This window comes from Cohnella massiliensis (genome assembly GCF_900169535.1).
Lineage (GTDB): Bacteria > Bacillota > Bacilli > Paenibacillales > Paenibacillaceae > Cohnella > Cohnella algarum.
Map to the genome: position 1 here is coordinate 409670 of NZ_LT821256.1, position 16785 is coordinate 426454.

Annotated in this window: 18 protein-coding genes; 4 read left to right on the top strand and 14 right to left on the bottom strand. The window is 59.1% G+C overall.

The annotated features are described in order from the left end of the window. Positions 1-78: 78 nt before the first annotated feature. Entirely contained in the window at positions 79-1314 is a 1236-nt protein-coding gene (gene pepT, locus B7E11_RS06500) for a peptidase T (RefSeq protein WP_080832775.1), read from the top strand. Between the two features lie 1027 nt (positions 1315-2341). On the opposite strand, the gene B7E11_RS06505 is transcribed toward pepT, so the two are convergent. The 3 genes from B7E11_RS06505 to B7E11_RS06515 form a co-directional block, all read right to left on the bottom strand. Next, positions 2342-2950 (bottom strand): alpha/beta hydrolase, encoded by a 609-nt coding sequence (locus B7E11_RS06505; protein WP_080832776.1) that lies wholly within the window; start codon positions 2948-2950, stop codon positions 2342-2344. Next, a complete protein-coding gene (locus B7E11_RS06510; RefSeq protein WP_080832777.1) occupies positions 2947-3897 on the bottom strand; it encodes a ring-cleaving dioxygenase in 951 nt (316 codons plus the stop codon). Before B7E11_RS06510 ends, B7E11_RS06505 begins: the two co-directional genes overlap by 4 nt. 381 nt (positions 3898-4278) lie before the next feature. Further along, entirely contained in the window at positions 4279-4722 is a 444-nt protein-coding gene (locus B7E11_RS06515; RefSeq protein ID WP_080832778.1) for a MarR family winged helix-turn-helix transcriptional regulator, read from the bottom strand. Between the two features lie 375 nt (positions 4723-5097). On the opposite strand from B7E11_RS06515, the gene B7E11_RS06520 reads away from it, so the two are divergent. Next, entirely contained in the window at positions 5098-5694 is a 597-nt protein-coding gene (locus B7E11_RS06520; protein WP_080832826.1) for a nitroreductase family protein, read from the top strand. 56 nt (positions 5695-5750) lie between these two features. Here B7E11_RS06520 and B7E11_RS06525 read toward each other — a convergent pair whose 3' ends face one another. The 11 genes from B7E11_RS06525 to B7E11_RS06575 all read right to left on the bottom strand — a co-directional run bounded on the left by B7E11_RS06525 (position 5751) and on the right by B7E11_RS06575 (position 15209). Then, positions 5751-6089, bottom strand: a complete 339-nt coding sequence (locus B7E11_RS06525; protein ID WP_080832779.1) for a winged helix-turn-helix domain-containing protein — start codon at positions 6087-6089, stop codon at positions 5751-5753. Further along, on the bottom strand, positions 6086-6691 hold the full coding sequence (locus B7E11_RS06530) for a hypothetical protein (protein WP_080832780.1): 606 nt from the start codon (positions 6689-6691) through the stop codon (positions 6086-6088). Before B7E11_RS06530 ends, B7E11_RS06525 begins: the two co-directional genes overlap by 4 nt. 14 nt (positions 6692-6705) lie before the next feature. Continuing rightward, complete coding sequence (locus B7E11_RS06535) at positions 6706-7455, bottom strand: ABC transporter permease (RefSeq protein ID WP_080832781.1); 750 nt, start codon at positions 7453-7455, stop codon at positions 6706-6708. Continuing rightward, positions 7452-8369, bottom strand: coding sequence for an ABC transporter ATP-binding protein (locus B7E11_RS06540; RefSeq protein ID WP_139787093.1), 918 nt, complete (start codon positions 8367-8369; stop codon positions 7452-7454). The genes B7E11_RS06535 and B7E11_RS06540 overlap by 4 nt, the downstream gene beginning before the upstream one ends. Positions 8370-8515: 146 nt before the next feature. After that, positions 8516-9643 (bottom strand): MBL fold metallo-hydrolase, encoded by a 1128-nt coding sequence (locus B7E11_RS06545; RefSeq protein ID WP_080832783.1) that lies wholly within the window; start codon positions 9641-9643, stop codon positions 8516-8518. 137 nt (positions 9644-9780) lie between these two features. Further along, positions 9781-10758 (bottom strand): acetylxylan esterase, encoded by a 978-nt coding sequence (locus B7E11_RS06550; protein WP_245809638.1) that lies wholly within the window; start codon positions 10756-10758, stop codon positions 9781-9783. A gap of 182 nt (positions 10759-10940) precedes the next feature. Beyond that, the gene (locus B7E11_RS06555) at positions 10941-11429 is read right to left on the bottom strand and encodes a GyrI-like domain-containing protein (protein WP_080832784.1); all 489 of its coding nucleotides are present in this window, start codon (positions 11427-11429) and stop codon (positions 10941-10943) included. Positions 11430-11484: 55 nt separating this feature from the next. Next, positions 11485-12078, bottom strand: a complete 594-nt coding sequence (locus B7E11_RS06560; protein WP_080832785.1) for a class I SAM-dependent methyltransferase — start codon at positions 12076-12078, stop codon at positions 11485-11487. A gap of 3 nt (positions 12079-12081) precedes the next feature. Further along, positions 12082-12603, bottom strand: coding sequence for a hypothetical protein (locus B7E11_RS06565; RefSeq protein ID WP_080832786.1), 522 nt, complete (start codon positions 12601-12603; stop codon positions 12082-12084). Between the two features lie 19 nt (positions 12604-12622). Beyond that, positions 12623-13747 carry a polysaccharide deacetylase family protein gene (locus tag B7E11_RS06570; protein ID WP_176220628.1) on the bottom strand — a complete coding sequence of 375 codons (1125 nt, stop codon included), beginning with the start codon at positions 13745-13747 and terminating at the stop codon, positions 12623-12625. 1003 nt (positions 13748-14750) lie between these two features. Continuing rightward, complete coding sequence (locus B7E11_RS06575) at positions 14751-15209, bottom strand: Hsp20/alpha crystallin family protein (protein WP_080832788.1); 459 nt, start codon at positions 15207-15209, stop codon at positions 14751-14753. Between the two features lie 485 nt (positions 15210-15694). Between B7E11_RS06575 and B7E11_RS06580 the strand changes: the two genes are divergently transcribed. Both B7E11_RS06580 and B7E11_RS28825 read left to right on the top strand, forming a co-directional pair. Further along, complete coding sequence (locus tag B7E11_RS06580; RefSeq protein WP_080832789.1) at positions 15695-16171, top strand: C40 family peptidase; 477 nt, start codon at positions 15695-15697, stop codon at positions 16169-16171. A gap of 107 nt (positions 16172-16278) precedes the next feature. Then, on the top strand, positions 16279-16785 hold a 507-nt coding region (locus B7E11_RS28825), incomplete at its 3' end, for a hypothetical protein (RefSeq protein WP_139787094.1).

Genomic DNA, 16785 nt, shown 5'->3' on the forward strand with positions numbered 1-16785 from the left:
GGGGAGCTTTTTTTGTTTTCTCGATGGGAACGGTTTACAATGGAAAATAAAAGCGATTCGGAAGGAGAGACACCCGTCTTGAAAAACGACCTGATCCGCAGATTGACGACCTACGCGCAAGTCGACACGCAGTCGGACGATAGCAGCGACACGTGTCCTTCCACCCCGGGGCAGTGGACGTTGATCCGCATGCTGGCCGAGGAGCTGGAGGCCATCGGCATGCAGGAAGTGACCGTCGACGATAACGGGTATCTGATGGCCACGCTGCCCGCAAACACGGACAAAGAGGGCCCGGTCGTCGGCTTTCTCGCGCATGTCGACACGGCGACGGATTTTACCGGGGCGGGCGTCAAGCCGCAAATCGTCGAAAACTACGACGGCAAGGACATCGTCCTGAACGAGGCGCGGCAGATCGTGCTGTCGCCGCGGGACTTTCCGGAGCTGGCCGGTCTCGCGGGGCACACGCTGATCACGACCGACGGGACGACGCTGCTCGGAGCCGACGACAAGGCCGGCGTTGCCGAGATTATGACGGCGATGGACTATTTGCTGAAGCATCCCGAGATCAAGCACGGCAAAATCCGGGTCGCCTTCACTCCGGATGAGGAAATCGGGCGCGGCCCGCACCGGTTCGACGTCGCCGCGTTCGGCGCGGATTGCGCGTACACGATGGACGGCGGCCCACTCGGCGAGCTGCAATACGAAAGCTTTAACGCCGCCGCGGCCACCATCACGTTCAAAGGGAAAAACGTCCACCCCGGAACGGCGAAAAATAAAATGATCCACTCCGCCAAGATGGCGATGGAGCTGCACGGGCGGCTGCCGGCGGACGAAGCTCCGGAGAGGACGGAAGGCTACGAGGGGTTTTACCACCTCATCTCGTTCCAGGGGGACGTGGAGCAGACCGTGCTCCGCTACATTATCCGCGATTTCGACCGGGAGCGCTTCGAATTCCGCAAGGCGTACATATCCGGCCTGGTCGGCGAGCTGCGGGACAAGTACGGCGCGGAACGAATCGAGCTCTCGCTGAAGGACCAGTACTACAACATGCGGGAAAAAATCGAGCCGGCACGGCACATCGTCGACATCGCCTACCAGGCGATGGTGAATTTGGGCATCGAGCCGGTCGTCAAGCCGATTCGCGGCGGCACGGACGGGTCCCAGCTGTCCTACATGGGATTGCCGACGCCCAATCTTTTTACCGGCGGGGAAAATTACCACGGGCGCTACGAGTACGTCTCCGTGGACACGATGGTCCAGGCTGTGAACGTTATCGTCGAAATCGCCCGCCTGTTCGAGCAGCAGGCCGAGTAAGCCGACGGGCGCGTCTCACCCGACGCGCAACGGCCCGGCATCCGCAATCGGAGGATGCCGGGCTTTTTTGTGTTTTCATTTGCCGGTCGGCTCCGATCGGTTCGGCGATCCCCCCCTTGTTGACGTATCCATGAAATCGGGGATTCGACTCAACCGGAGCGGCATCGTGCGTGTGGGGGGCTTGGATGAGTAAAATTTACTCTTGTGCGTCGGGAGCGTTGCGGATGGCGGGTCGAATTGGGTCGCCACGACTCAAATGGAGCAGCATCGTGCGTGTGGGGGGGCTTGGATGAGTAAAATTTACTCTTGTGCGTCGGGAGCGTTGCGGATGGCGGATCGAGTTGGGTCGCCACGACTCAAATGGACCTACGGGGGTGGCCGAGCCGACTTCCCGTGTGGGCGGGAATGTCTTTCTCTGCGGGCTCGACTTTTTTTGCTCGACTTGGGCTTCGTTGGATTTTGTCCAATCAAAACCGGCCTTTTCGTGAAATTCCCCGGCTTGGTTGGATTTTGTCCAATCAGAAGAAGCCTTTTCGGTGATTTCGACTGAAATTCCCCTTGTTCGTTGGATAAAATCCACTGTAGAACAAGATCTCCCCGTTTCCCGCTTCGCCCATTGGATAAAATCCAACATGAGTTTGCCTACCACTCGTTTCCCCTGTTTGAATGGCTCCTTCCAGTGCACCCCAGCACCCGAAAATACCGCCAATGTCCACCGTTCGTCCGCTAACGTCCCCCCAGTAACCACCAGAGTCTGCCGTTCGTTTGCTAATTCCCGCCAGTACTCGCCAGCATCCCGTTTGTCCTCTAATGCCCCCAATTCCAGTTAATGTCCGCCGCTCGTCCACTAATTCTCCCCAGTACCCGCCAGGTCCGCCGTTCGTTGTCTAACGCCCGGCAAGTGCCCCCATTTACCGGCCGGTACCTGAGAGTGCCCACCCGTACTCGTCAATGCCGCCAACTACCTACCAGCGCTAAAAGCCCCTCCGGCAAACGCGAGTCGCGTACCGAAGGGGCTTTTCCGAAATCAACCGTAGGTCGCGGCGAACCAGTCGGCAGCGGCGGCTACCTCCGTTCCGGTAAGCTGGTGCCCGCCTTCCTCCCAGTGGACGGACACGGCCGCTCCCGCCCCTTGCAGCAGGCCGGCGAGCTCCTCCGTCTCGCTGGCCGCGCAGATCGGATCCCGACGCCCGGCGCCGATAAAGCAGCTCGTCCCCGACAAGTCCGGGAGCTTCAAGTTGCGCAGCGGGACCATCGGATGATGAAGAATCGCCCCGCGCAGAGCGTCCGCATAGTGGAACAGCAGGCTCGCGGCAATGTTCGCCCCGTTGGAATAGCCGATGGCGACGAGATTGCCGCGATCGAATCGATATTCGGCGGACGCCTGGTTCAGGAAACCGTTCAGTTCCTTCGTCCGGCAGATCAAATCCTCCTCGTCGAACACGCCTTCGGCCAGCCGGCGGAAAAACCGCGGCATCCCGTTTTCCAGCACGTTGCCTCGTACGGACAGCACCGAGGCGTTCGGGGAAATCCGCTCCGCCAGCGGAAGCAAATCCCGTTCCGTCCCTCCCGTCCCGTGAAAGAGCACCAGCACCGGGGCGTTCGGATCGGTTCCCTGCTGGAAAATATGCTTCATGGCCGGTCCTCCTTCAGAACCCGCAGCTCAAACGGCGGCAGGCCTTGGATGATTTGCCCGCGATGGGGTTCGTACCATTCCGGCAGCATCAGCTTTTCGCCGAGCCGATCGGGTTCTTCGTCGTTGGCGAAACCCGGCGGATCGGTGGCGATTTCGAACAAAATTCCGCCAAGCTCCCGGAAATAAACGGCGTTGAAATATTGCCGGTCGGTCACGGGCGTCGGCTGAAAGCCGACCTGTTGGACCAGGCTCCGAAACGCCAGCTGCTCCTCGTCGTCCTTCGCTCTCCAGGCGATATGATGGACCGTTCCCGCTCCGCCTTGACCGGGACTCGTCTGCGCGGTGTCGATGTCGATCACGTTGCCCACATCGCCGAAGGAGCGGTAGCGAACGATGCTGCCCTCGCGTCCGGCCGGCTCGAGGCCCATGACCTTCTCCAGCACCTGCCCGGTATGATCCGGAGCGGCGCTGTACAAGACGGCGCCTCCGAATCCCTTAACCGCCATCTCCGCTGGAACGCCGCCGAACGACCACCGGCTCGCGGGCCCTTCTTCCCGGGCGACGATTTCAAGCTCCATGCCGTCCGGGTCGCGGAAACGGAGATACGTTTCCGAAAATCTTTCGCGCTCCTCGACCGCGATTTGAAAGCGGGCAAGCCGTTCCCTCCAGAACGGGAGCGCGTCCGCGGGGACGGCGTAAGTCGTGACGCCGACCTGCCCCGCCCCGATGCGTCCGCGGCGCGAATGCGGCCACGGAAAAAACGTGATGATCGTTCCCGGGCTCCCCGCTTCATTGCCCAAGTACAGGTGATAGACTTCAGGGGCATCGAAATTGATCGTCTTTTTGACCAGCCGAAGTCCGAGTACTCCTGCATAAAAATCGACGGTCTTCTGCGCGTCTCTAACGAAAGCCGTAATGTGATGAATGCCTGCCGTACGCAAGGTCATAATCTCCATCCCCTCCATAAAATTTAAGTTTCTTTAATTTAAGATTTATTGTCAAAGGAATTCGTCCTTGCGGACGGTCCTGGCCAGCTAAATTCACCATAAGCTGAGGCGAAGGTTTTTCGATTTCGCGAGTTGCTCTGCGAAGGCTTCTTCCATTTCACGAGTTGCTCGGCGTGAGCTTCTTCCATTTCACCGGTTGCTCTGCGAAGACTCCTTCCATTTCACGAGTTGCTCGGCGTAGGCTTCTTCCATTTCACCGGTTGCTCTGCCTAAGGCTTCTTCCATTTCACGGTTGCTTCTGCCTAAGGCTTCTTCATGCCGCGAGTTGAGCAGCGAGTATCTGATGGGAGCTAAACGCGGGCCTTCGCCCTTCGCGTTCGGCTACTTATAGCCTTCCTGCGCATACTTTCCGAGCTTCTTCAGCAGCGCGCTGGCGATTCGCTTCTCCTCGGCCGAAAGCCCTCCGACCGCCGCATGGATCACCTCCGCATGCTTCGGGAACACCTCTTCGATAAAGGCTTTGCCCTTATCGGTCGCCTCGGCGTAAATGAGACGCCGGTCTTCGGTCGAAGCTTTGCGGACGACGAAGCCTTTGTCCTGCAGCTTGTCGACGACGTACGTGATGTTGCCGCTGCTCATCAGCACCTTGCCCCCGATCTGTTGGATCGGCTGGGGGCCCTTATGATACAGAAGCTCCAGCACGCCGAACTCGGTGCGATTCAATCCGTAACGCTTGATGTCGCGGTCGGCATGAGCGTTCACCCATTGACTGGACCTGGAAAGAGCAATGTAAAGATCCAGGGAGTCGTCGCGCGTATCTGTCATAGCGTTTCCTTCTTTCCCCTTCGGGATTCGTTTTTTATCTTGATTTTAAGATACTTTATTTTGATGAACTTGTCAACCTCAAGCCATAGCTTTTCTCGGGTTAACCTATTCAAGGATAATCGGAGCTTTGGCACGTTCAACAACTCGCGTACAGTGCTTCGCTGCATGACGGCGGTCGGGTCGACCTGCTCTTCGGCAATCGCCGCGTTTACGGCCGCCGCGATTCGGTTATTTTAACGGAGCCAACAAAAAAAGGAACCGGCCCGCGGCAACCGCTTACATTGTATAGCTGCTATAGAAATGTTAGTGAAATGGCGGTATAATACGAACGAGCATGGTTACCAGCCTATATTTTACCAAAACCCAAGGAGGAACATCATGAGCAGTCTTTCGCCGCAAGTCGCCCCGTTTCGAAAAGCCGATTATCCCGTCGACCCGATTTATTTGAATCGGTGGTCTCCCCGCTCGTTTGCCGAGAAGGACGTTCCGGAAGAAACGCTGTTCACCGTGCTGGAAGCGGCGCGCTGGGCGCCGTCGGCCTTCAATCTTCAACCGTGGAAATTCATCGTCGCCAAAACGAAGGAAGACCGCGAGCGCTTCGCTCCGTTCATCGGCGAGTTCAATCAGGCCTGGTGCTTGAAAGCGCCGGTGCTGATCTTGATCGTCTCCCAAAAAACGTGGGAAAAAGGCGACATCGGCTCCCATTCCTTCGATACGGGCGCCGCTTGGGGCTATCTGTCGCTCGAAGCGACCCGCCAAGGGCTCGCCACGCACGCGATGACCGGCATCGACTTCGACAAAGCCCGCGAAATCGTCGGCCTGCCCGACGACTATGCGGTGCAAGCGCTCGTTGCCCTCGGCTACCAGGGACCGAAGGAAAACCTGCCCGCTCCGATGCAGGAGCGCGAGCAGCCTTCGCCTCGGAACCCGATTCGGGATTCCGTTTTCCAAGGCGTTTTCGGCTCCAAGTAAACGCCGTTAATCGCGAACAACCGCCGCTCGAGCGCAGGCTCGTCCGGCGGTTGTTTTCATTCGGCACCGGGATAATCTTCCTTCCGGATGGCGGCTTGCGCCATGCGGACGATTTTCTCCAAGCCTTCGATATATTGATGGAACATCTCCATGCCCTTCGCGGTCGGCTTGCACGTCGTCTTGGGACGCTTCCCGACAAACGCTTTGACGGCTTCGATGTAACCGGCTTCCTCCAGCACGCGAATGTGGTTGCCGAGGTTGCCTTCGGTCAACCGAAGCTCGTCCCGCAGAAAGGTAAACTCGCATTCCCCATGCACGGCCAGCAGACTCATAATGCCCAGGCGGGCCTTGGCGTGAATCGTGTCGTCGATCGAGTCCAGAATGCCGTCGCTCATCGAGCCTTCCCCCGGAGCAGCAGGACGAACCCCGTCGCCACCAGCGAACCCCCGCCGAGCAGCCCGAGAACGAGAAATTGATAGTCGAGCAGAAACGCCCGGGTCGCGATCGCCAGAACGATGAACCATAACCCGAGGACAACCGTCCCCCTGCCGGTCAGCGGCCCCAGGGAAACGTAGGCGACGCCCACCAGCGACATCCATAGAAACGAAGCATGCTCCGCCCGGACGATTCCCGAAAAAAGCAGGAAGCTGCCCGTCAGGAACACGGCCAGGAACGGAAGCCAGAACATCCACCCGAAGGCGCCGACTTCGGATGCCGGCGAAGGCGAACGCCTTGCTTGCCGGATGCCGGCAACGGCGGTCAGCGCGCTGGCGGCGATCGCGCCGATGGCCCAGTACCAGTTCGGCCACACGGACATATCGAAATGCATGCCCACAAAGCCAATCATGACATAGGTGCCCCAAATGAGCAGGTACGGCGGCGATTCGTCGACTTTTCGCTTGTTCCGGGAAATCAGTTCCTTGATGAATTCGATATCCTTCAACGCCTGCTGCGGCCCTTGGGCCGAGGGCGGTTGCCTGCCGCGGTTATCGGCCAACGCAAATCACTCCCTCATCTATTTTCCCAACGGAACAATAGAAAAGCAAGCGCCCACGCCAGCACGGCAAATCCGGCCAAAACCGACAGCCCCAGCGGAAACTCTCCCAGGCTTTGACCGGCCCAGACGCCTTGCCCCATCTCGACGAGATATTTCATCGGCAGCGCCTTGCCGATCGCCTGCATCGCCTCGGGCAAAAACGCGACGGGCATGGCGACCCCGGACAGGAACATCATCGGAAAAAAGACGATCATCGCCAGGCCGCTGGCCGCACCGGCCGTCCGGGCCAGTCCCGACAACGCGAAACCGAGGCTGAAAAAGCCGAGACAGCCAAGCAGCAGCACCGCAAGCAACCCGCCCAGCGCCGCGAACGCGATTCGAATATCCCAGACGAGCTTCGCGATCAGCAGGATTTCCGCCGTTCCCGCCAGGACGAGAAACAATCCCTGCACCGAATGGGAAGCCAAAATGGCGGAAACGGGCAGCGGCGTGGCGCGGTAGCGCCGGAGATTGCCTTTTTCCCGGTTGGTGACGATGTTGATGTTCAGCGTAAAGACCGACACTGTCACGACATTCATGACGCACAAGGCCGCGACGTAGGACTCAATGTACCGGGTGCCCGCCACGACTCCCGGCTGATCGCCGTACATGGAACCGAAAATAAGCAGCATAAGCGGAGGGTAAATCAAAATCCAGAACAGCGTCATCCAGTCCCGAAAATAAAGCCGAAAATCAAATGCGATCAAGCGCAAAGCCGCGTTCATGCCGTCGCCTCCTTCTGCGTCGCTTCCATAAACACTTCGTTCATCGAGGCATCCTCCAGCTTCAGCCCGCTCACGAGCCAGCCCTGGCGATCGGCCAGGCGGTACAGATGCTGCAGGGCGACGTCCATATTGTCGGAGTGAAGCACGACCTGCTCCGCTTCCATCTCGACGCTCAATACGTGAGGCAGCGCCGCCAGTTCCTCCCGCGTCGCCATTCCGGCGTTGCGGCAGCGGATCCGCCGGGTCCGCCCGAGCTTCGCGATCAGGCCGGACGGCGTTTCCAGCGCCACCAGGCGGCCTTTGCTGATGATGGCGACCCGGTCGCAAAGCTGCTCGGCTTCCTCCATGTAGTGGGTCGTCACGACGATCGTGCGGCCTTCTCCCCGCAGTTCGCGAATCGTCGCCCACATCTCCTTCCGCGCGTTCGGGTCCAGTCCCATGCTCGGCTCGTCGAGAAACAAAATTTCCGGATCGTTGATCAAGGCCAGCGCAAGCGCCACCCGCTGCTTCCATCCGCCGGAAAGGGACTTGATCATGGCGTTCCCCTTGTCCTGAAGCCCCGTCAGGCGGGCGATTTCCTCCGGATTGCGGGCGTTTTTGTAAAAGGACGCGAACAGCCGGAGAACTTCCTTCACCTTGGCCTTTTCGGGAAGGGTCGTCGCCTGGAACAGCACGCCGATCCGCTGCTTGATTTCCGCCGCTTCCTTGCGGATGTCTTTCCCGAGCACGAGCGCTTCGCCGCCATCGGCCGTTCTCAGTCCTTCCAAAATCTCGATCAGCGTCGTCTTGCCCGCTCCGTTCGGCCCGACGACGCCGAAAATTTCGCCCTTGTTCACCTGCATGGTGATGCCGTCGAGGGCGACGGTTTGGCCATATTGCTTGCGCAGTTGTTCAAGTTGAATGACAGGCTGCATTCGCGCTCCTCCTCGCATGTTCATGTTAACTCTGTAATTCAGAGTAATCTGATACACGGAGAATTTCAACTAAATTTTGCCTAAAAAAAGAACCGCCGCCGCTGCGACAGTTCCGTTTCTCTGCTTTATTGCGCAAGTTCCGGCCTTTATCCGCCGGTTCTCCCCATTGCCCCCGCGGTTCGCCACCAAGCCGCCGTCGGAATATCCGATTCGCCGATCGCCAACGTTTGCCCGATTTTGGGCGTCAGGATCGCAACGCCGCGGGCTTTGGCCGCCTTGACCGCGCGTTCGGCCGGATCGGTCCAATGGTGCATCGCCAGCGTGAACGCCCCCCAATGCACCGGGATCATTCGCTTGCCCTTTACATCCAGATGAGCCTGAACCGTCTCCTCCGGCAGCATGTGGATGGCCGCCCAGCGCTCGTCATACTGCCCGCATTCCATAAGCGTGAGGTCGAACGGCCCGTACTTGTCCCCGATTTCCGCAAAATGCGGCCCGTACCCGCTGTCGCCGCTGAAAAACACGCGGGCTTCCGGAGCGCGGACGATCCAGGAGCACCACAACGTGGAATTGCGGTTGGTCAGCCCTCTGCCGGAAAAATGACGGGCGGGCGCGCTGGTCAGAACGAGACCTTGGAACTCGGTTTCCTCCCACCAGTCGTGCTCTTTGATTTTGTTCGGTTCGACGCCCCAGCGCTCCAGGTGGGCGCCGACGCCGAGCGGCACGAAAAATCGGCCGACCCTGTCCTTAAGTTTTTTGATCGATCCGTAGTCCAGGTGATCGTAGTGGTCGTGCGAAATGACGACCGCGTCGACTGCCGGAATCCGGTCGATCTCGATCGGCCGGCCGTACCGCTTTCCGCCGAACGCGGGGACGGGGGAGGGCGCGTTCCCCAGCATCGGGTCGAACAGCAGCGTGCTTCCGTGAATCCGCAGCATAAACGCCGAGTGGCCGAACCAGGTGACTTGAAGCGGGTCGGCTTCGGGAGCGTCAAGCCCGTCGAGAGGCTCGGACGCAAGCTCGTTTTCCGGCCTGCGGCCGGGATTTCCTTTGATCTGCTCGACCAGCAAGCCCGCCATCGTCTTCGGGCTCATCTTCATCGAGGTGGGGACGGGATTGTTGAACTTGCCGCCGGAGAAATTCCCGGAATTTCGGATTCTGCGCTTCTGTTCCGGTGACGGCGTTCCTCCGAAAGCCGGATATGTCTTCATAAAAAGGAAAACGAGCATTAGAACGGCCAGTACAACGAATAAAACCGTAAGCCAAAACGTCATGGTGTCCTCCGCCTCCAGGCAATCGGTGTTTTTGCTTTCATTGTAATCTCCCGGAGCGGAGAAGTCTAAGGCAAGACGCTTCGGCTCCTTCGGGCGCAGCGAAGCTTGGCGTTGCGGCGCCGTCGGCGAAATCGGCTTCAGCCTTCCTCGAGCCGCAGCTCTTTGCGGATAAACTCCAGCATCAGACGATTGTGGCCGGGGACGACGGCATGGCCCGTGAACGGATAGACGCGGATTTCCTTGCGGCTCGAAATCCGGTTGTAGGCGGCGAAAATCGTCTCCGGCATGCACACCGTGTCCTTCAGGCCGACGGACACCATCACCGGAATGCGGATGCGGCCGGCCAAGTTGACCATGTCGAAATAGCTGAGCGTATCCAGCACCTGCTCCAGCTTGTCGGGAAAGCGGGCCACGAAATCGGCCGCTTCCGTCAGCGAGCCCGTCGAGTTGAGCAAGCCGAAGTCCATCTGGCACATGTTCGGGATGTTCGCGATCGCGACCGCCGGCTTGTCGCTCAGCGCCGACGCGATCAGCACGAGCCCGCCGCCTTGGCTCGTCCCGGCGACGGCAATGCGCGAACGGTCGATTTCGGGCTGCTCGCTCGCCCAATCGATCGCCTTCAGGCTGTCGATCGCAAGCGCGCGATAGTAGCAATTTTCCTTGTTCGTAATTCCTTGCGTAATCCACCCTTTGGTCATTCCATACGTCTGCGGAAGCAAATTGCCCGTCTCCCCGCCTTGGCCGCGGACGTCGACCGAAAAGACGGCGAGCCCCATCAGCAGCCATTGGCTGTAATCCTCGGGGAACCCGCTGCCGCCGGAGTAGCCGTGAAAGACGACTACGCACGGCAAATTCCGCTGCGGCGCGAACTTCGGCAGCAGGTACCAGCCGTGGATGAGCGTCTCGTCATAGCCCTCGTACGTCACCCTGTAAGCGTCAACAAATTTCAGCGGGGAGTCCCGCTTTTCCCGCTGGCCGTTCAGCGGTTTCGGGCCGAACTCGGCCAGCGTCCGCTCCCAAAATTCGTTCAAGTCTGCGCGCGCGGTCGATGGCGGATCGGCTTGCATCAGCTCGTCAATGCGCCGTTGAATCGCGTTCGGATACGTCGTCGTCAACGTTTTGCCCCCTCGTTTCGCGGGCTGCGGGCTTTGCCGCGCCCTTCGCCCTCCGGTCGTGCCGCATGCGGGTTGCGCCCTTCCGGCACGGCCGGTTCCATTTTGTACACATTATACCAGACGATCTGATGGCGGGGGCCATTTTCGCGTGTTTTCTTTGCTTCAAACGGGGAGCGGCTTGCTTAACCCCCGGCTACGGGAATCCAGATCGCGAACTCCGGGTCCGGATCGTCGGGATCCTGGGCAAGCGGGTACTCTTCGCAATGCGTGAGGCTTCCCTCAAGAACGGACAACCCCTGCTGTTCGATCCATCGATACAGGTTCCGGTACGTAGCGTCGATGCTTTGTCCTTTTCGGTGCGCGGTTGCCGCATAGGTCAAAGCCGGCACGTCGACCCGCGCCATCCCGTCCGGCGTCGCTCCGCGACCGTCGACCCGAACCGCCGCGTAATGGACGAAAGAAGAAGCGTCCGGACCCGCATGATACGAAAGCCCCAACAAAATGCCGTCGTCCGTCCGGCCTTCGATTTCCGCCAGCCTGCTTGCCAAATTCCGCTGAACGGCCCGGATCCCGCCCGCGCCGGCTTCGGCGAACGTCCCTTCCCAGCGCATGCCTACCGCGGCAAACGCGGGCCGAGCAATGACTTCGATTCGTTCTTCCCTTCGTTCCATGGTTTCGCCTCCATTTTCGCATGCCGCCCCGTTCTTCAAGAGGCGCCTTTTCCTATTACGAGGCGGAACCGGAAAGAGTTTCCTTTTCCGGACGGGCGTATACGTACACTTTCGTCCGCTGCGGATCGCCGCAAACGACGACCCGCTCGGGCTGCCAGCCGGGCAGCGCGAAGCAGACGCTGACGACGCGGGCTCCCGGCGACAGGCGGCTGCGGAAAATTGCGTCGAGACGCTTCATCGCGCCGGGATGCAAATAGCAGACGACGACGTCCGCCGTCTCGTACCGATAACGGTACAGATCCCCCTTCTCGAACGAAACGGGGCCGTTCGCGCGCCGATTCAAGCGAGCCGTCAGCCGCGACGCGAGCAGCGGCACGGTCGAATTTTCGATCCCCGTCACCGTTCGGACGGGGCAGTGCCTGACCAAATGAAAGGCCAGCGTCCCCCAGCCCGCCCCCGCGTCGACGACGGCTACGGCGTCCTTCCGCATGCTGGCGATTCGTCCGATTTCGGCAGCGACCGCCCTGCGGACAGGAGCGGACGAAGGCATCGGAGAAATGCCGTTTTTCCAGCTAGCGAGCACGATCGACAGCGCCCCCGCCAAAGCCGCCGCAATCGCGATTACGGACAACATCACTTCGAGCGTCATGCCTTACGCGCCCGATCTCGCCCCGAGCCGTTCGTACAGGGCGTCCCGCTCCCGGGCGGCCCATTCGTGATCGGGGCGTTCCTCCAGCAGGTACAACAGCTGATCGTGAAAATCGTGGATCGAGAAGCCTTCCGGCAAATCCGCGAACAACGTCTCGAAATCGTATTTCGGCAGCTCCACCACCCCGTCCCCCGCCCGCTCGAGCCAGCGCATCCAGTCGCCGATCGAAAGCGACCCCGCGCGCCATAAATCCGCCTGCAAAGCCAGGCAGTCCTGCAGCAGCTCGTATTCCGCCTCGCCGGACCAACGCCGGCAAGCCCGAACGGCCAAATCGTACAGCTTTCCGGCGGCATCCCGAGCCTCGTCGGCCAATTCGATTTGCAATCCGGCGGCGAAATCGTCCGCCTCGATCGTGTCCCCGTTATCGTACAGCAACGGCGCGTATGCCAGCTGGCTCACGATTTCGTTCAACGTATCGACATCGAGCTTTTGGGCCAAAAACGCCGCCGCGAGTTCGTACCGCATGTATCCAATCTCTCCCGTCTCACCTGTGATCCTGCCAAAAATTCAACGGCTCCATACTATCTTCGATCCGCAAAAAGGCATATCCTTCCGCCTCGAGCGCTTCCAGAATCCGCGGCAGCGCGGAAATCGTCGTCTTCCGGTCGTGGAGCAGCACGACCGGGGCCGTTCCCTGGCGCTTGAGCTTCCGAACATCCTCTTTTATTTTTTTCAACAGCCCGTCCGTGTCCCCCTTGTATTTCCAATCGACCGTGTCGAGATTCCAATCCCACAGGCGATAGCCCGCCGCGGCCGTCGCGTCCCGATAGTCTTTCGTAAAATAAGGCTTGCTGCCGTACGGGACCCGAATCAGGCTCGAGGTCACGTTCGCCGCCTTTTTCAGCCTTTCGTTCGCCTCGTTCATTTCGTTCAGCGACGCCTGCGGCCTTTCGTAAAACCGCTTCCTGTCGTGGGTCATCCCGTGCAAGCCGACCCGATGTCCTTCTTCCACCATCCGCTCGACCGCTTCGGGATACTTCGCGACCGCCGGCCCGAGCACGAAAAACGTCGCCTTCGCGCCATGGGCTTCCAGGACGTCGAGCAATTCCATCGTATGGGAGGTGGGACCGTCGTCGAACGTCAAATAGAGCGGCAGCTTATTTTCCCCGGCTCCCCGTCCGGTTTCGGCCTTCGCCTGCCGCAAAAACGCGTCGTCGTCGAGCGCAGCTTCCCGATCGCTCAGACGGATCGCCGGCAGCTCCGGATACGTTTTCATCTGATACTCGAAATATGCGGTCAAAAATTCGAGCGGAACGAGCAGCCGGCCGTCGCGCGCGAACAGCCAAAGCTCCGTTTCCCGCCCGTCCGGTTCCACGGCCACGTTTTTCTTCACGAACAGCGAGACGGATTTCCCCCGGCCCGACAGGCGAACCTCCTCGCCCTCCACCTCGATGCTCAATTTCATCGCGTCCGCCATCTTCCTCACCGGCACGAATAAAATCCCGTCGCGCGTCTCGGGAAACGCGTCCGCAAACGAAATCCCCGAATCGTTCACGGCTATGTACGGCGGCAGATCGGATAGGCCGGATTCGGCCGCCGCGTCGTCGCGAAGCATAAAAACGGAAACGAGAATAAGGGCAACGGTCAAAAAAACGAGCTTGGCACGCACCTCGAGCACCACTCCTCGCCGCCAGGGCAGGCTGTCGTTTACGAAAAGCCTATCATTTTTCCATAGAAGAAGGAATAAGAGATTGTGTCGATCGATAGGAACCATTACCGAATAAAAAAGCCGCTTAAACCGCGGTTTTACGGTCAATAACGACGGGAAATCCGTTCGGTCGCCAGGTTTCCCGTCGCTGAAGAATACGCCTGACGGCATCCTTGGAAAGACAGGACTCCCGGGGATCGTAAATGGTGGAGATTTAGGGCGGAATGTCGCGAGAGGCGCATGCGCACAGCCGGGGGAGATGAGTCCCCATGACTCAACTGGAGCGTTCGCGGGCGGGTGGAAGCTGTCAGATGAGCAATATTTACTCAAGTGCGTGCGGCTGGGTGCGTTTGGCGGGGGGAGATGAGTCGTCATGACTCAACTGGAGCGTTCGCGGGCGGGGGAAGCTGTCAGATGAGCAATATTTACTCAAGTGCGTGCGGCTGGGTGCGTTTGGCGGGGGGAGATGAGTCGTCATGACTCAACCGGAGCGTTCGCGGGCGGGGGAAGCTGTCAGATGAGCAATATTTACTCAAGTGCGTGCGGCTGGGTGCGTTTGGCGGGGGGAGATGAGTCGTCATGACTCAACCGGAGCGTTCGCGGGCGGGCGGAGGCGGCGAGATGAGTCATGGCTTCTCAACTGCGTATGGCTGTAACGCGCCTTGCCCCCAAGCTTGCATGGACACATTCGCACGGGAAAGAAATTAAAAGACTGCCGACCTTTTCGGCAGTCTTTCGCCATCCGGCGGCGTTCGCCGCATGCGGCGGGTTAGGTGATGCGCACGGCGAGTCTTTCGTCGTCCGGCGACGTTCGCCGCATGCGGCGGGTTAGGTGATGCGCGCGGCGAGTCTTTTGTCGTCCGGCGGCGTTCGCCGCATGCGGCGGTTCGGAGACGCACGGCGAAGGTCTTTCGCCTTCGACGCATTGCGCCGCATGCGACAAGAGGCGCAACGCGCCTGCGAGTCATTCGCCGTCCGCGATCTCGATGCGTTTCGCCTGCGGCTTCGGCCGCTTCGGCCGCTTCGGCACTTCAAGCCGCAGCAGCCCGTTTTTGAGCGAAGCTTTCACGTCGGCCTCGTCCAGGTCCTTCGCGTAAAACCGGCGGACGAATTCGCCGTAGCGGCGCTCCCGGCGCACGACCCGGCCGGCCTCGTCCTGCGCCTCCGTTTCTGCCTTGCGCTCCGCCTTGACGGTCAAATACGGATTTTCGTATTCGATGCGGATGTCGTCTTTTCCGAAGCCCGGGAGCTCGGCCTCGATAAAGTACGCCTGCTCGGTCTCCCGGATGTCCGTTTTGAACGGAACCGGCGCGTCCGTGCGGAACGGCGCGAAGAAAGGTTCGCTCCACATTTCGTCGAAGGAACGGGTCAAGTGGCGAAAAACGTCTTCCCGACGTTTGGCAAACGGTACGATCGCAAACATGTTTCATTTCCCCTTTCGATTTTTGACTAAATTTGACCTTTGCACGACTTTATTATAACGGGGGATGGCGCGACCGACAAAACGGATAATCCGCCTTATTTTCCCGTAGGGGCTTGTTTTTGCCGTTTTCCCCGAACTTTACTGACCTTTACTGACTATTTGATCATTTTTGACCTTATGGGCGAAGCCATCCCTGGCTCCCGTCCGCCCGATCTTGCCGGCTCGTTCGCCTGCGTCCGCGGCAAAACTTGTCCTATTTACCCTGAAATCCGCGGCCTGAACCGCATTTCGGCGCAATTTTTCGATCTCTCCGTCCAAATGAGAGAATTCTAACCGTTTTTTAAGAAAAAGGGTGCAACCTTTGCCGCACCGGCCTCTTTTTTCACCTTGGAAAATTTTATGAAATTTGGCTTGTGCTATATTAGGTTCAGTTAAAAACGGAAAATAAAACAGGCACCCTTAGACTGCAGGAGGATCGTCGATCGATGATGAAAAGAAAACTCGCCAAGTGGGCGTCCATCGGTTTATTAACGGCTGTGGGATATTTCGGAATAACCGCCGTTTCCTCTTCGGAGGCCAGCGCGGCCACGGCGGAATCGCTCGAATTGCTGGCGGTCGGCAAAGAATACATCGGCACCCCTTACAAATTCGGAGCGGCTAGCGGAAGCGCGGAAGCGTTCGATTGCTCTTCTTTCGTTCAATACATATACGATCAAATGGGTCTTGAGCTTCCCCGCACGACCAGCTCGCAGGCGGATATCGGAGTGAAGGTGGCGAAAGCTTACCTTAGCGTGGGGGATTTGGTCTTTTTCAAGACGGGAAGCAGCTCCATCGGCCACGTCGGCATTTACGCGGGAGGCGGCAAATTTCTGCACGCGTCAAGCAGCAAGGGCGTGACGATTTCCAAGCTTAGCGACAGCTACTGGAAGAACAGATACGTGACGGCTCGCCGGGTGCTTTAAAAATCGGGCGCAAGTTTCCGGAACGGCAGTAACACGTGACGGCACGGCTGTAAGACGGTCGCGTACGCGGGCGCAGGTGGCGCGGGTGGATCGAGGAATCGAGACACATGAATGATTGCGTGCGCGAACGGCGCGGCAGATTGAGGCGCAAAGACGAGTACGTGCGCGAGCAGGCGCTGCGGATTTGCCGCAAGAACGAATGCGAATGCGTACGCGTGCAGGCGCTGTTGATTTGGCGCAAGGACGAATGCGTACGAGAGCAGGCGCTGCGAAACAGCCTTCAGGCGACCGCCAGTTCGCCCGATGCTCGAACCTCGTTGGATTTCATCCAACGAAGAGCGGGCTTTTCGCGGGAATTGTCCCCTAGGTTGGATTTTGTCCAGCCAAATGGCGGCTTTTTGGCCGATTCGTCCGATTCCCGCATTTTTCGTTGGATAAAATCCAGTATAGGCAGCGGTTTTCGCTTTTTTCACTTCGCCGGTTGGATAAAATCCACTATACATGCAATAAACCTAACGCGAAATCCAGTACCGAGTTGGTTTGTCATTATTATTTCCTTTGACCTAATATTTTACATGTCGTTTGGATGGGGAGAGGAAAAACGAGCAACAGGG

Excerpts from the sequence above, each read along its gene's own strand:
- B7E11_RS06555 (WP_080832784.1), bottom strand. The coding sequence starts at position 11,429 with ATGGAACGAAGGGAAGAACGAATCGAAGTCATTGCTCGGCCCGCGTTT.
- B7E11_RS06525 (WP_080832779.1), bottom strand. The coding sequence starts at position 6,089 with ATGAGCGACGGCATTCTGGACTCGATCGACGACACGATTCACGCCAAG.
- B7E11_RS06505 (WP_080832776.1), bottom strand. The coding sequence starts at position 2,950 with ATGAAGCATATTTTCCAGCAGGGAACCGATCCGAACGCCCCGGTGCTG.
- B7E11_RS06515 (WP_080832778.1), bottom strand. The coding sequence starts at position 4,722 with ATGACAGATACGCGCGACGACTCCCTGGATCTTTACATTGCTCTTTCC.
- B7E11_RS06540 (WP_139787093.1), bottom strand. The coding sequence starts at position 8,369 with ATGCAGCCTGTCATTCAACTTGAACAACTGCGCAAGCAATATGGCCAA.
- B7E11_RS06575 (WP_080832788.1), bottom strand. The coding sequence starts at position 15,209 with ATGTTTGCGATCGTACCGTTTGCCAAACGTCGGGAAGACGTTTTTCGC.
- B7E11_RS06510 (WP_080832777.1), bottom strand. The coding sequence starts at position 3,897 with ATGACCTTGCGTACGGCAGGCATTCATCACATTACGGCTTTCGTTAGA.
- B7E11_RS06560 (WP_080832785.1), bottom strand. The coding sequence starts at position 12,078 with ATGACGCTCGAAGTGATGTTGTCCGTAATCGCGATTGCGGCGGCTTTG.
- B7E11_RS06565 (WP_080832786.1), bottom strand. The coding sequence starts at position 12,603 with ATGCGGTACGAACTCGCGGCGGCGTTTTTGGCCCAAAAGCTCGATGTC.
- B7E11_RS06580 (WP_080832789.1), top strand. The coding sequence starts at position 15,695 with ATGATGAAAAGAAAACTCGCCAAGTGGGCGTCCATCGGTTTATTAACG.
- B7E11_RS06545 (WP_080832783.1), bottom strand. The coding sequence starts at position 9,643 with ATGACGTTTTGGCTTACGGTTTTATTCGTTGTACTGGCCGTTCTAATG.
- B7E11_RS06535 (WP_080832781.1), bottom strand. The coding sequence starts at position 7,455 with ATGAACGCGGCTTTGCGCTTGATCGCATTTGATTTTCGGCTTTATTTT.